13 protein-coding genes are annotated in these 13,662 nt (G+C 61.6%); 8 read left to right on the top strand and 5 right to left on the bottom strand.

What is annotated here, in order from left to right; all coding sequences use genetic code 11:
- Positions 1–21: 21 nt before the first annotated feature.
- A complete protein-coding gene (locus I6E42_RS12805; protein ID WP_235370833.1) occupies positions 22–969 on the bottom strand; it encodes an AEC family transporter in 948 nt (315 codons plus the stop codon).
- 278 nt (positions 970–1,247) lie between these two features.
- Positions 1,248–2,882, bottom strand: a complete 1,635-nt coding sequence (locus I6E42_RS04995; protein ID WP_235370832.1) for a class I adenylate-forming enzyme family protein — start codon at positions 2,880–2,882, stop codon at positions 1,248–1,250.
- A gap of 605 nt (positions 2,883–3,487) precedes the next feature.
- Here I6E42_RS04995 and I6E42_RS04990 point away from each other — a divergent pair.
- Genes I6E42_RS04990 through I6E42_RS04965 form a run of 6 tightly spaced genes read left to right on the top strand, consistent with a single transcriptional unit; the run spans position 3,488 to position 8,322 of the window.
- Entirely contained in the window at positions 3,488–3,802 is a 315-nt protein-coding gene (locus I6E42_RS04990; protein ID WP_235370831.1) for a YerC/YecD family TrpR-related protein, read from the top strand.
- Between the two features lie 42 nt (positions 3,803–3,844).
- On the top strand, positions 3,845–5,587 hold the full coding sequence (gene iorA, locus I6E42_RS04985; RefSeq protein WP_235370830.1) for an indolepyruvate ferredoxin oxidoreductase subunit alpha: 1,743 nt from the start codon (positions 3,845–3,847) through the stop codon (positions 5,585–5,587).
- Between the two features lie 4 nt (positions 5,588–5,591).
- On the top strand, positions 5,592–6,164 hold the full coding sequence (locus I6E42_RS04980; RefSeq protein ID WP_235370829.1) for an indolepyruvate oxidoreductase subunit beta: 573 nt from the start codon (positions 5,592–5,594) through the stop codon (positions 6,162–6,164).
- Between the two features lie 2 nt (positions 6,165–6,166).
- Positions 6,167–6,538 (top strand): fluoride efflux transporter CrcB, encoded by a 372-nt coding sequence (gene crcB / locus I6E42_RS04975; protein WP_412761285.1) that lies wholly within the window; start codon positions 6,167–6,169, stop codon positions 6,536–6,538.
- A 28-nt stretch (positions 6,539–6,566) separates the two neighbouring features.
- Positions 6,567–7,868 carry a phenylacetate--CoA ligase family protein gene (locus I6E42_RS04970; protein WP_235370828.1) on the top strand — a complete coding sequence of 434 codons (1,302 nt, stop codon included), beginning with the start codon at positions 6,567–6,569 and terminating at the stop codon, positions 7,866–7,868.
- Positions 7,869–7,887: 19 nt separating this feature from the next.
- On the top strand, positions 7,888–8,322 hold the full coding sequence (locus tag I6E42_RS04965; RefSeq protein WP_235370827.1) for an acetolactate synthase: 435 nt from the start codon (positions 7,888–7,890) through the stop codon (positions 8,320–8,322).
- Positions 8,323–8,397: 75 nt separating this feature from the next.
- On the opposite strand, the gene I6E42_RS04960 is transcribed toward I6E42_RS04965, so the two are convergent.
- Entirely contained in the window at positions 8,398–9,333 is a 936-nt protein-coding gene (locus I6E42_RS04960) for a LysR family transcriptional regulator (RefSeq protein WP_235370826.1), read from the bottom strand.
- A 458-nt stretch (positions 9,334–9,791) separates the two neighbouring features.
- Between I6E42_RS04960 and I6E42_RS04955 the strand changes: the two genes are divergently transcribed.
- Positions 9,792–10,145, top strand: coding sequence for a BlaI/MecI/CopY family transcriptional regulator (locus I6E42_RS04955; RefSeq protein WP_235370825.1), 354 nt, complete (start codon positions 9,792–9,794; stop codon positions 10,143–10,145).
- A gap of 3 nt (positions 10,146–10,148) precedes the next feature.
- Positions 10,149–11,519 carry a M56 family metallopeptidase gene (locus I6E42_RS04950; protein WP_235370824.1) on the top strand — a complete coding sequence of 457 codons (1,371 nt, stop codon included), beginning with the start codon at positions 10,149–10,151 and terminating at the stop codon, positions 11,517–11,519.
- 51 nt (positions 11,520–11,570) lie between these two features.
- Here the strand turns inward: I6E42_RS04950 and I6E42_RS04945 are convergent, their stop codons facing one another.
- Together I6E42_RS04945 and I6E42_RS04940 are read right to left on the bottom strand one after the other, a co-directional pair.
- On the bottom strand, positions 11,571–12,029 hold the full coding sequence (locus tag I6E42_RS04945; protein ID WP_235370823.1) for an SseB family protein: 459 nt from the start codon (positions 12,027–12,029) through the stop codon (positions 11,571–11,573).
- Between the two features lie 796 nt (positions 12,030–12,825).
- Positions 12,826–13,503 (bottom strand): DUF2461 domain-containing protein, encoded by a 678-nt coding sequence (locus I6E42_RS04940; RefSeq protein ID WP_235370822.1) that lies wholly within the window; start codon positions 13,501–13,503, stop codon positions 12,826–12,828.
- Between the last annotated feature and the right edge of the window lie 159 nt (positions 13,504–13,662).

Below are 13,662 nucleotides of genomic sequence, written 5' to 3'. Positions count from 1 at the left end.
TTCCGCGCCGTTTTTGCATGCTTAAAGCAATCCGAACTGTTTTAAAAAGAAGATCCAGCAAAACAGGGTGAAGGTGCACAGCAGGGAGGTGATGACCACCAGTTGGGCGGTCAGCTGGTGGTCGCTGTCACAGGCCAGGGCCATGGGGTAGGCTGTGGAGGCGGTGGGAGCGGCCAGACACACCAGGACGATCCCCAGGGCGTCCCCCCGGAAGCCCAGCAGAATGGCCGCGGCGAGGCCCAGCAGCGGGGCGGTCAACAGGCGGTGCAGGGTACAGTGTATGATGGCCTTCCGGTTCTGGGCCACGCCGGAGAGCTCAAAGGAGGCCCCCAGGGCCAGCAGGGTGGTGACGCTGCCGGCGCTGCCCAGGTTCCTGACCGTCTGTTCCACCGGCGAGGGCAGTCGCAGACCGGAGAACAGAAACACAACGCCCAGGAAACAGCCGATGATCAGGGGGTTGCGAACAATGCCCCGCAGGGTCTTGCCCGGGTCCATGGCCCCGCCCCGGCAGGTCTCCAGGGTGATGACGGCCAGCACGTTGTAGAGGGGGACCACCACGCTGATGGCGAAAGCCAGGGCGGCCAGACCCTCCTGGCTGAGCATGGACTGGGCCAGAGAGACGCCGATCACCGCGATATTGGAACGGAAGGCGCTTTGAATGTAAGCGCCGCGGCGGCGGGGATCGGGGACCGAGACGGTGTAGGCGGCGTAGTTCACAAGAAACCACACGAGCACCCACAGCAGCAGAAACAGCAGCAGCTTGGGCTGGATGGCCGCGCTCAGGTCGGCGGAGTATACGTTATAAAACAGCACGCAGGGCAGCAGGGAGCGGAAGCTGATGGTACTGAGATGGTGGAAGGCTTCATCGGGGACGATGTGGGCCCGGCGGAGCAGCAGTCCCACGCACAGGGTCAGGAACATGGGGGTCACGCAGCGGACCGCGATGATAAAATTTTCCGTTTGGATCACCCGCCTTTTGCATACGGCGAAAACCGTGTGTGATGACCGTATCATTGTAGCATGTTTTTGGAAAAAAGAAACGGTCAGAAAAACTGAAATTTGAAGGGAGCTTTGCGGGGAAAAGGGCGGAAGACCCAAGGCCCTGTTCCGGGGAAACGACGTGGACATGTCGGGCGGCCGATGCGGCGAAAAAATTTGCGGGCAAATTAAAAGGCAAGGGAAGCTGCAGCGCAGCTTCCCTTGTCCGGAATACGGTGTAACGGCCAGCCGGGCTCCTAGGCAGGCGGTCAGGCCTTGTTCTGGGCCTCCACCAGCCGGACGCCGCAGTACTGCTGGCGCAGCTTGGGCTTTTCGATCTTGCCGGTGGCGTTCCGGGGAACGGGGGCGAAGATGATCTTCCGGGGACGCTTGTACCGGGGCAGGTCCATGCAGAACTGGTTGATCTCGCTCTCGGTGCAGTTCATGCCCTCCTTCACCTGGATGATGGCGGCGGCGATCTCGCCCAGCCGCTTGTCGGGCAGACCGATGACGGCCACGTCGTGGACCTTGGGATAGGCGGTCAGGAAGTCCTCGATCTGGACGGGGTACAGGTTCTCGCCGCCGGAGATGATGACGTCCTTCTTCCGGTCTACCAGGAAGATGAAGCCGTCCTCGTCCTGCTTGGCCATGTCGCCGGTGTGGAGCCAGCCGTTTTCCAGCACCTCGGCGGTGGCCTCCGGGTTGTGGTAGTAGCACACCATGACGCCGGGGCCTTTTACGCACAGCTCGCCCACATCTCCCTGCTGAACCGGGACGTTCTGCTCGTCCACGATCTTGACCTCCCAGCCGTAGCCGGGGACGCCGATGGCGCCCACCTTGTGGACGTTCTCCAGACCCAGATGGACGCAGCCCGGGCCGGTGGACTCGGACAGGCCGTAGTTGGTGTCGTATTTGTGGTGGGGGAAGTAGCTCAGCCAGTGCTTGATGAGGGAGGGGGGCACGGGCTGGGCGCCGATGTGCATCAGCCGCCACTGGGACAGCTGGTAGTCCTCGATCTTCAAATCGCCCCGGTCCAGGGCGGCCAGAATGTCCTGGGCCCAGGGCACCAGCAGCCACACGATGGTGCAGCGCTCCTGGGACACGGCCTCAAAGATGGCCTTGGGGGAGTTGCCCTTCAGCAGCACCGCCCGGCTGCCGGTGAACAGGGAGCCGAACCAGTGCATCTTGGCGCCGGTGTGATACAGGGGCGGGATGCACAGGAACACGTCGTCGTGGGTGGTCTCGTGGTGGATGGCCTCCATCCGGGCGGACTGGAGCAGGGCCTGGTGCTTCAGCAGGATGGCCTTGGGGAAGCCGGTGGTGCCGGAGGAGTAGTAGATGGCGGCCTCGTCCTCGTCGTCGATGAGCACCTTGGGGGCCACGCTGGAGCAGTTGGCGGTGGCCCGGTGGTAATCCTCGGCGAAGGAGGGGCAGGTCTCGCCCACAAAGAAAAGCAGGCGGTTCTTGCCCAGGGTGGACACGATATTCTCGATCCGGCCAATGAACTCGGGACCGAAAAACAGCACGTCGGCCTCGGCCAGCTTGACGCAGTAGTCGATCTCGTCGGAGGTGTAGCGGAAGTTCAGGGGCACCGCGATGGCCCCGGCCTTCAAAACGCCAAAGTAGATGGGCAGCCACTCCAGGCAATTCATCAGCAGGATGGCCACCTTCTGACCCTTGCGGATGCCGCGGCCCAGCAGCATGTTGGCCACCCGGTTGGCCTTCTCGTCAAAGACGGACCAGGTGATCTCCCGGCGGTAGGGGGCGGTGGAGGTGGGCTGGATGAGTTCGTACTCCTTCCAGGTCACCCGCTGCTCCTCCTGGATCTCGGGGTTGATCTCCACCAGGGCGATCTCCTCGCCATAGAGCTTGCTGTTGCGTTCCAGCAGATCGGTAATGGGCATGATGTTCGACGTTCCTTTCCAAACCGGGGCGGCCCCGGATATGTAGTCCGATCAGGTAGTTTTGACCTTTAAACCATTAAAGCAAGGATAATCGTTTTCAGGGGAAAAGTCAAGGGCAAGATGAAAAGTTTCCTGCAAACTTCAAAGTTTTAAGGATTTGGATTTTTTCGCCGCAACCCCTTGACAAAGGGGAGAACGGATGTATATAATGCAGAAAAAGCAAAGACGGAGGCAAAGTAGGGCGCGGATGGTTGCCATTCAGAGAGTTCCCGGTTGGTGCGAGGGGCATGGCGGCGCGGCTTGAAATTTCACCTCCTGAGCTGTCCGAGGAACGGCCTGCGGGCCAAGTAGAACGGTACCGGGTCCTCCCGTTACAGAGACAGGGTGTTGTTGGACACCCGGCGAGGCCGTTTCCCGTGAGGGGGCGGTAAATAGAGGTGGTAACACGGGAAATTTCCCGTCCTCTGGCTGTTCAGGCCAGAGGTTTTTTTGTTTCTCCGGAGAATGTGTAGGTTTTTGTTTACCTTTACGCTTTAATGTGCTAATATTAAGGTAAGCGCCAACGGAAAGAAGCAACTGATCATTTTGGAGGAGGAACGCGACCCATGGCAAGAGCGGAAAAACGGGCCAGAAGCATGGCCCTGTACGAGACCATCCTGAAGCTGAAGGACCTGGACGAGTGCTGCCGGTTCTTTGACGACCTGTGTACCCCCACGGAGCTGCGCTCCCTGGAGCAGCGGTTCGACGTGGCGGTATACCTCCAGCAGGGGCTGGTCTATCTGGATATTCTGGACAAGACGGGGGCCAGCAGCGCCACCATCAGTCGGGTCCGGCGGTCCATGCTGGACAACGGTGCGGGCGGCGTGATGCAGGAGGTCATCATCCGGGAAGGTCTGGGCGAACCCAAACAGGAAAACTGAGCGCCGGCGTCAGCCGGGATCTTGAAGAAAGTAGGGAAGGATATGAAACAACTGATGCTGGGCAACGCGGCCGTTGCCCGGGGACTGTATGAGGCGGGCTGCTGCGTGATCTCCAGCTACCCCGGCACTCCCAGCACGGAGATCACCGAGGAGGCCGCCAAGTACGACGACATCTACTGCGAGTGGGCTCCCAACGAGAAGGTGGCCATGGAGGTGGCCTTCGGCGCCTGTCTGGCGGGCAAGCGCTCCTTCTGCGCCATGAAGCACGTGGGCCTGAATGTGGCCGCCGACCCCCTGTTCACCATGTCCTACACCGGCGTCAACGCCGGTATGGTCATCGGGGTGGCCGACGACGCTGGGATGCACTCCTCTCAGAACGAGCAGGACTCCCGCCACCACGCCATCGCCTCCAAGGTGCCCATGCTGGAGCCCTCCGACTCTGCCGAGGCCCTGGCCTTTGCCAAGCTGGCCTACCAGCTGTCCGAGGAGTTTGACACACCGGTGCTGCTGAAAATGTGCACCCGCATCGCCCACTCTCAGTCCCTAGTGGAGCTCCATGACCGGGTGGTCCCCGAGACCCGCCCCTATGAGAAGAACATCGGCAAGTACGTCATGATGCCGGGCAACGCCAAGCGCCGCCACCCCTTCGTGGAGGAGCGCACCCGCAAGCTGACGGAGTGGGCCGAGACTGCCCCCGTCAACCGGGTGGAGATGGGCGGCACCGGCTTGGGCGTCATCACCTCCTCCACCTCCTACCAGTATGTGAAGGAGGTCTTCGGAGACTCCGTCTCCGTGCTGAAGCTGGGCATGGTCAACCCCCTGCCGGTGAAGCTGATTCTGGACTTTGCCGCCAAGGTGAACAAGCTGGCCGTGGTGGAGGAGCTGGACCCCATCATTGAAAACCACTGCCGCCAGCTGGGCCTGGACGTCATGGGCAAGGACGTGCTGCCCCTGGAGGACGAGTTCTCCCAGAACCTGATCGCCGCCAAGCTGGGCGGCACCGTACATACCGGTGTGGCTCTGGAGGACGCCATCCCGCCCCGTCCCCCCGTCATGTGCGCCGGCTGCCCCCACCGCGGCCTGTTCTACACCCTGAGCAAGAATAAGTGCACCGTCCTGGGCGACATCGGCTGCTACACTCTGGGGGCCGTGGCCCCTCTGGCCGCCATGGACATGACCCTGTGCATGGGCGCCTCCATCTCCGCCATCCACGGCTTCAACAAGGCACGGGGCGCCGAGACCGAGGGGAAGACGGTGGCCGTCATCGGCGACTCCACCTTTATGCACTCCGGCATGACGGGCCTTGCCAACATCGCCTACAACCAGTCCAACTCCACCGTCATCATTCTGGACAACTCCATCACCGGCATGACCGGCCACCAGCAGAACCCCACCACCGGCTACAACATCAAGGGCGACCCCGCCGGCAAGATCGACCTGGAGCAGCTGTGCAAGGCCATGGGCTTCAACCGGGTGCGGGTGGTGGACCCCTACGACCTGAAGGCCTGCGACCAGGCGGTGAAGGAGGAGCTGGCTGCCGACGAGCCCTCCGTCATCATCTCCCGCCGGCCCTGTGCCCTGCTGAAGTACGTCAAGCACGAGGCCCCTCTGGCGGTGGACGCCGCCAAGTGCGTGGGCTGCAAGAACTGCATGAAGATCGGCTGTCCCGCCATCTCCATCAAAGAGGGCAAGGCCCATGTGGACAACACCCTGTGCGTGGGCTGCGGCGTGTGTGAGCAGCTGTGCGGCGTGAAAGCCTTCCACAGCACCAAGAAGGAGGGCTGAGAACATGGAAACCAAGAATATTATGATCGTGGGCGTGGGCGGCCAGGGTTCCCTGCTGGCCAGCAAGCTGCTGGGCCACCTGCTCATGGAACAGGGCTATGACGTAAAGGTGTCCGAGGTCCACGGCATGTCCCAGCGGGGCGGTTCCGTGGTGACCTATGTGCGCTACGGCGACAAGGTGGCCTCCCCCGTCATCGACAAGGGCGAGGCGGACTACATCGTCTCCTTCGAACTGCTGGAGGCCGCCCGCTGGCTGAGCTATCTGAAGCCCGACGGCCAGATCGTCACCTCCACCCAGCAGATCGACCCCATGCCTGTCATCACCGGGACGGCCCAGTATCCCGAGAACCTGGTGGAAAAGATGAAAGCCACCGGGGCCAAGGTGGACGCTCTGGACTGTCTGGCTCTGGCCGAGGAGGCCGGGTCCTCCAAGGCGGTGAACATCGTCCTCATGGGCCGGCTGTCCCACTATTTCGACCTGCCTGAGGAGGCCTGGCTCAAGTCCCTGGAGGCCATGGTGCCCCCCAAGTTCCTGGAGCTGAACAAGAAGGCCTTCACCCTGGGCAAGAACGCCTGAGCATGATGGAGCTTCTCTGGGTGGGACTGGGCGGAGCCCTGGGCGCCATGGGCCGCTACGGGATCAGCCTGCTGCCTGTCAAGGGGGAGTTCCCCATCCTGACCCTGGCCACCAACCTGCTGGGCGCGGTCCTGATCGGCCTGGTGGCAGGCCTGGCGGGAAGGGGGCGGCTCTCCGGCGGCTGGACCCTGTTTTGGAAAACCGGCGTGTGCGGCGGCTTCACCACTTTTTCCACCTTCTCGCTGGAGAGCCTGGGGCTGCTTCAGCGGGGACGCCTCCTGCTGGGCGGCGCCTACATGCTGCTGAGCGCGGTTCTGTGCCTGTTGGGCGTGGCGCTCGGCCTGAAAATGAGTCAAATTATTTCCCGCGTGTGAGTGAGCGGGAGTGAAAGGAATGATCCCCATGGAAAGATATTATCAGCCCGAGATCGAATGCGCGTCCCGGGAGCAGATCCGAGCCTGGCAGGACGAGCGCCTGGTCAAGCAGGTGCGCCACGTCTGGGACAACGTGCCCCACTACCGCAAGAAGATGGAGAAGCTGGGCCTGACTCCCGACGACATCAAGGGCGTGGCCGACCTGCACAAGCTGCCCTTCACCACCAAGGCCGACCTGCGTGAGGCCTATCCCTACGGCCTGCTGGCCAAGCCCCTGAAGGACTGCGTCCGCATCCAGTCCACCTCCGGCACTACCGGCAAGCGTGTGGTGGCCTTCTACACCCACCACGACATCGACCTGTGGGAGGACTGCTGCGCCCGGGCCATCGTGGCCGCCGGCGGCACCGACGAGGACGTGTGCCAGGTGTCCTACGGCTACGGCCTGTTCACCGGCGGCCCCGGCCTCAACGGCGGCTCCCACAAGGTGGGCTGCCTGACCATCCCCACCTCCTCCGGCAACACCGAGCGGCAGATCATGTTCATCCGTGACCTGAATGCCACCATCCTGTGCTGCACCCCCTCCTATGCCGCCTACATCGGCGAGACCATGAAGGAGATGGGTCTGACCCCCGACCAGATCCCCCTGAAGGCGGGTATCTTCGGTGCTGAGGCCTGGTCCGAGGAGATGCGCCAGAGCATCCAGGAGACCCTGGGCATCAAGGCCTACGACATCTACGGCCTCACCGAGCTGTCCGGCCCCGGCGTATCCTTCGAGTGCTCCCAGCAGACCGGCATGCACATCAATGAGGACCACTTCATCGCCGAGATCATCGACCCCGACACCGGCGAGGTGCTGCCCGCCGGCTCCAAGGGCGAGCTGGTCTTCACCTCCATCACCAAGGAGGCCTTCCCCCTGCTGCGCTACCGCACCCGCGACATCTGCATGCTGGACTACACCCCCTGCGCCTGCGGCCGTACCCACGTGAAGATGTGCAAGCCCATGGGCCGTTCCGACGACATGCTCATCATCCGCGGCGTCAACGTGTTCCCGTCCCAGATCGAGACCGTCCTGCTGAACCACGGCTATTCCGCCAACTACCAGATCATTGTGGACCGGGTGAAGAACACCGACACCCTGGACGTCCAGGTGGAGATGACTCCTGAGATGTTCACTGACAATCTGGGCGAGATCAACCGCCGCCAGAAGGAGCTGGTGGACGGGCTGCGCTCCATGCTGGGCCTGACCGCCAAGGTCACCCTGGTGGCTCCCAAGTCCATCGTCCGCAGCGAGGGCAAGGCTGTCCGCGTCATCGACAAGCGTAAGATTTGAGTTTGAGGAGGGTAAGAGCATGAGCATCAAGCAGATCTCTGTCTTTCTGGAGAACAAGCCCGGCGCCCTTTACGGCATGACCGGGGTACTGGCCCGGAACAATGTGGATATGCGGGCCCTGTCCCTGGCGGAGACCAAGGACTTCGGCATCGTCCGCATCATCGTGAACAATGTCTATGACGCCACCACTGTCCTGAAGGACGCCGGCTATATCCACTCTGTCACCCCCGTGGTGGGAGTGGCCATCCCCGATACTCCCGGCGGCCTGAACAAGGTCCTCCAGGTCCTCACAGACGCCCGGGTGAATGTGGAATACATGTACGCCTTCCTGGGCGGACAGGATGTGGACCACGCCTACATGATCTTCCGGGTGGCCAATGAAAACGCCGCCACCGCCGCCCTGGCTGCCGAAGGCATCCGGGTGGTGGAGCAGGAAGAGATCGAGGCCCTGTAAGTTTCCTGTAAAACCTGAAAAACCGGCCGCCCACTGGGCGGCCGGTTTTTTCATGTTGGGCGGGAAGAAGCGCCGTCAGGACAGGTTGGGGCGGTCGAAGCGGCTGTAATACTCCTTGGTCAAGTCGATAAAAGTCCGGGCGGCGGGGGAGAGGAAGCCGTTTTTCTTATAGACCACCGCCATGGGGCAGGTGAGGGGCGGCTCCCCGATGGTGAAGCAGGCCAGCCGGTCCAGGTAAGGCGTGCGGGCGATGCCGCTCTCCTGGAGGAAGGCGAAGCCCATGTTCTCCGCCGCCAGGTTGATGGCGGTGGTGTTGTTGGTGGTGACCAGGATGTTCTGGGGCTCCACGTTGAGGACGGCGAAGGTGTTGTGGAGCAGCTTGGACAGCCGCCAGTCGCTGGGCAGCATGATGATCCGTTCATGCTCCAGCAGCCGCAGGTCCCGGAAATTTTTGGGGTCATCGTAGGTGCTGTCCAGCCCACGCAGCAGGGGGTGGTCCCGGTGGCCGATGAGGAAGATGTGCTCCCGCATGACCAGTTCGTAAGTAAGCTCCGTCAGGTCGCCGGGGATGTGCATGATGCAGAAGTCGGTGACGTTGCCCTCAGCCAGCTGGGCCAGCTCCGGGACGGGAGCCTCATGGAGGACTACCTGGACGTTGGGATAGTGCTGGGTAAAGGCGGGGAGCACGTCGGGCAGCAGGGTGGACCCGCGCCAGGGGGACACCCCGATGTGGAGGGTGGGGCGCTTCTTGTCCTGAAGGTCCCGCAGGTCGCTGACCAGCTGCCGGTCCAGATAGCTCTGCCGCTCCAGATAGGCGTAAAATACCTCCCCGGCCGGGGTCAGCTTCAGAGGCGTGTGGGAGCGGTCCAGGAGGATAACGCCCAGACTGTTTTCCAGCTTGGCCAGATATTGGCTCAAATAGGGCTGGGACAGGTAGAGACGCTCCGCCGCCTTGGAGATGCTGTGTTCCTTCACGATGGTCAGGAAATATTCCGGATTTTTCACGAACATGGGACGCCGCTCCTTATAACAAAATGCTTATGTTTCAGATTATAGCACAGATCACCGAAGGAGAAAAGACAAAATAAAGCCCTGTCCGCGTGTATACGGCACGGACAGGGCCTGCCCGGGGGAGATGCCTGCACCCGCCGGGCGTTTCTGGTGGTCAGAGATCGTACATGCTTGTTTGTGGAAGAAAGTAGGGAGGTGTGAGGAGGGAGGACGTCTTTCTCTAACCAAACATAGGTTAGCATAAACTAACCAAAATGTCAAACATTTTTTGCCGGGGAAAGTACCTCCCATTGACAAAAAAGGTTTATTTTGATAAACTTGCCTCAAGTGAAAGGTTTATCGCAATAAACTTCCGAAAGAGGAGACGGCCATGGAGGGCTTGGGGAACCTCTGGTTCCACGGAAAATCTCCCCGGCCTGCGGGGCCGGGACAGGCTGGAGTGAAGGAGGACAGAAGTGATGGATAAATTGTTTGAAGGCGAATACAAGCTGATGGAGGTGCTGTGGGACAGCGGAGCGGTGAACTCCACCCGCCTGGTGGCCCTGTGCCGGGAGAAGCTGGGCTGGAACAAGAGCACCACCTATACCGTCCTGCGCAAGCTGAAGCACAAGGGGGCGGTGCGCCACGAGGAGGCCACCGTCACCCCCATCCTCACCCGGGAGCAGGCCATCCGGGACCAGAGCCGGGAGCTGGAGCGGTGGGCCGGGGGCCTGTCCCCCTTTATGACCGCCTTTCTGGGCGGGCGGAAGCTGACGGAACAGGAGGCGCTGGAGCTGAAACGGCTCATCGACGAGAAGATGGGGGAGGGGTAAGCTGTGGGGACATGGCTTCATAACGTGGCCGCCGCCCTGGAAGCCAGACTGGCGGAGAGCTTCTGGGTGGCGGCTTTGAGTGGGACGGCTGTCCAGTTCTTCAATGTCGGTCTAATGATGGGCATGACCTTCGGGGCGCTCATCCTGCTGCGCCCTGTGACCAACCGGCTCCTGCCGCCCCGACAGCGGGTGTGGATCTGGTTCGTGGGGTGGTATACCTGCTTCCTGACCCAAATCTACCGGTTGATCGGAAAGATAAGCCTGCTTCCCGTCTCCTTCCGCGCACTGGTGATCCCGCGGACCGAGAGAGGCTCCAACGGCACGCTCCCCGCTTTTTTGCCGGATGTCTGGAAACCTGGGGACTATACGGTGGCCCTCCCCGGCGGGGCGGAGTTCCCCGTCCACATCAGTGCCGTCTTCCAGGGAGCGGTGGCGCTGGTGTGGCTGGGTACCCTGATCGGCCTGCTTCTGTGGGACAGCCGCCAGACCAGACGGCTGAAACGGATCGGGCTTCAGGGCGTGAAGATGGACGGGGAGCAGCGGGCCAAATACGGGGTGGACCGGGACAACACGGTGGTCCGACTGTGCAAGGGCCTGCCCACCAGCTTCGTGCGCCTCGGCAACGAGGAGGGCTTCGGGGACGGGGTGCGCTTCGTCATCTGCCTCCAGGACGACCTGCCCGGGGAGCGGATGGAGCTGGTGATGCGCCATGAGCTGGAGCACCTGCGGCTGCACCATCCCTGGCAGAAAAGTGTGATCAGCACAGCCATGTACTTCTATTGGTGGAACCCCATTTTATGGATCGCTTACCGCCTCACCTGCCGTGATATGGAACTGGCCTGCGACGAGGCGGTGATGGAACAACTGAACGCGAAGGACCGCCGGGAATATGCCCGCACCCTGGTGGACTTGGGGGCTGGGAAGCCCATGTGGGGGGCGCTCACCTCCTTCGGGGAGTGCGACGCCGCCCTGCGGGTGCGGCGGGTGGCCGGGTGGAAGCCCCGGAAGGAGTGGACGGAGGCCCTGTCTTTTCTGCTGGCGGTGGTCATGGTGCTGTTCTTCTACTGCGGCAGCTGGGAGGGTACGGAGTACCGGGAGCATATGGAAATGGTCAATTGGCTGAACTATGCCCAGGGCCCCCAGGTGCTCCTGGACCTGCGGGAGAAGCTGGGCCAGCCGGATTGGCTGCCCCAGGAGGTCTGGTACCGGACGGAGGACCAGCTGGTGGTGCTGGACGAGGACGGGGTGTGGTACCACTGTGTATTCTACGGAGAGACGAGGTACATTGTCGGTTCCATCAGGGCCATGGGCGAACCGGACCTGAGAGGCTACACCCAACTGGGTATCTGGACAGGAGAAATCAAAACGCCATAAACAAAAGCCCGGGCGAAGAGTTTGGAACTCCCGCGCCGGGCTTTTTGCAAATCAGTTGCCGGTCATCTGCCGCTTCCGCTCCACCAGGTGCTCCACCATGGCACGGTCGAAGGACAGGGAGGCGCCGAAAGGGTCCACCACGAACCCGGCGGCCCGCACGTCCCGCACCACCATGGCGGAGTAGTCGTCAAAGGTGAGCACCAGGGTCTGCTGGTTCTTGGGTCCGCACAGCTTGCGCAGCTCCTCCCAGCTGGTGAAGGCGGGGAAGAAGGGCTGCCCCTCCTGGTTGGCCAGCAGCTGAAACTGGATCTGGGTGTCCTGGCCCAGGGCGGCTTGACCGCTAACCTGCTCCTGGGGGGCTGGGGTGATGGTCACCGGAGCCAAAAAACGGGCCGTGGTGATGACCAGGTCCAAGACCGCCTCCCGGCTCTCCCGGCTGTTTTCCCGGTTCATCCGCTCCACCGCCGCCAGCAGCTCCGGATTGGCGACCGGCTTGTTCATATCCTCCATGGTTGGGGCCTCCTGTCTTGTAATTGTCTCCATTGTACTCCCAGGGGGAGCGGGAGACAAGAGAAATCTCACCATACCCGTACCGCCGGGGCGCGGAAACGGACAGCAAAAAAGCGCCCCCCGGGCGCCGGTACTGGACCTGTGATGTATGCTGTGCCAGGGTGTTGAGACAAAAGAAATGACCCTTGACTGCCCGTTTCGTAATCCGTTGCAGCCAAGGGTCATTTCTGTTCGTTCTTGTTATCTAACATCAATTTGGTTACCTCACTTTCTTTCAATTCGCCACACGCCACATCTGCCTGCTCGACGTTTTCGGAATCTTTCACTCAACCATTTCTCTTGTGACCGTCCTTGCGGTTCTCTCCCCATACATGAGGTACTGGATGTTGGTGCTGTCCGTCCTTCGTCTGCCGGGTGTGGTATGCGCGTTTCCTGAGTCATGCACTTGACCTGTCTGGAGATGGCCCATTTCTGAACCTCATGCTGGTAGTCCTTGCGATTGCTCGGGTTCCATTCAGAGGTAACTTTGTGCCAAATTCCATCTGTATAAGATTGGCTGTTGAATAAGTGGATTTTCGGGCCTTTCTGCTTTCGACTGTCGGGCTTGACATCAGGTGCTGGGGCTTTTCTTAGTACATTGGACTCATCCTTTCTGACCATAATGTACCACATCAGTACGCTAATGTCAAGCATTTTCTAGAAATTTCTTGAAAAATTATCCCGACAAAAATAGATATATGGTGATTTTGAACAAAGGCACACCCCCGGACTCTGCCCGGGGGTGTGCCTTCCTGATTTACATGGATTCCGGAGGAGGGTCCCCAGCCAAGTCCTTCAGATACTGGTAGTAGGGCACCAGAAAGCGGAACCCATTCAATATCTGTCCGGCCAGTTCCGGCTGGAACAGGAGCCCCTCGCAGTTGTGATCGCTGGACAGGCCGATCTGGCGGCGGTTGTACCAGGGGTACAGCAGGGGGCCGGGATCGCCCTTGGGCCGCTTGTACTCCTTGCCCTCCAGCACGAACTCCTCCTGGCGTTCCAGTGTCCGTGCCAGTTTTTCCAGGGGCTTGGGGTCCCGGTCGATGCGGGAGCGGAGCTTGGCCATGGTGAGGGGGGTGGGGTCGTAACAGCCCATGCCGTAGCTGTAATATTCCGGGGCAATCTCAAAGTAGAAGCCGGGGGTGGCCCCCTCCTGCTCGCTGGGGCGGCGGAGGCTGAACCACATGTGGTCCTTGTAGGGCCCCCGGCCGTAGAGCCGCCGGGCGTCCCGGTAGATGCGGCTCACCTTCAGCTCCAGGCCCAGGGAGGGAAACTCCTCGGTCATGGCCCCGCTCATCTGGGCGGCCAGCGCCCGCAGGGGGGCGTCTACCAGCTCCAGGTACTCCTCCTTGTGGGCCAGAAACCAGCTGCGTTCATTGTTGAACCGAATGCCCCAGAGAAAGTCCACGGCTCCCTGGGAAAAACCTTGAAACATGCTTGTGACCTCTTTCTATAGGATCGCCTCAGGCGGCGGAAGGCCCGGCCCCGCTGGGCTCAGAGGCTTCGCCCTCACCGTCCCCGGCGGGCTGGGGGTCCGGAGCGGGCTCCGGTTCCGGCTCAGGGGTGGGCTCGGGCTCCGGCTCAGGCGTGGGTT

The organism is Pseudoflavonifractor phocaeensis (genome assembly GCF_021531815.1).
Classification (GTDB): Bacteria; Bacillota; Clostridia; order Oscillospirales; family Oscillospiraceae; genus Lawsonibacter; species Lawsonibacter phocaeensis_A.
Note: the sequence above shows the minus strand (reverse complement) of the source record. Positions and strands in the feature narration are given on the sequence as shown.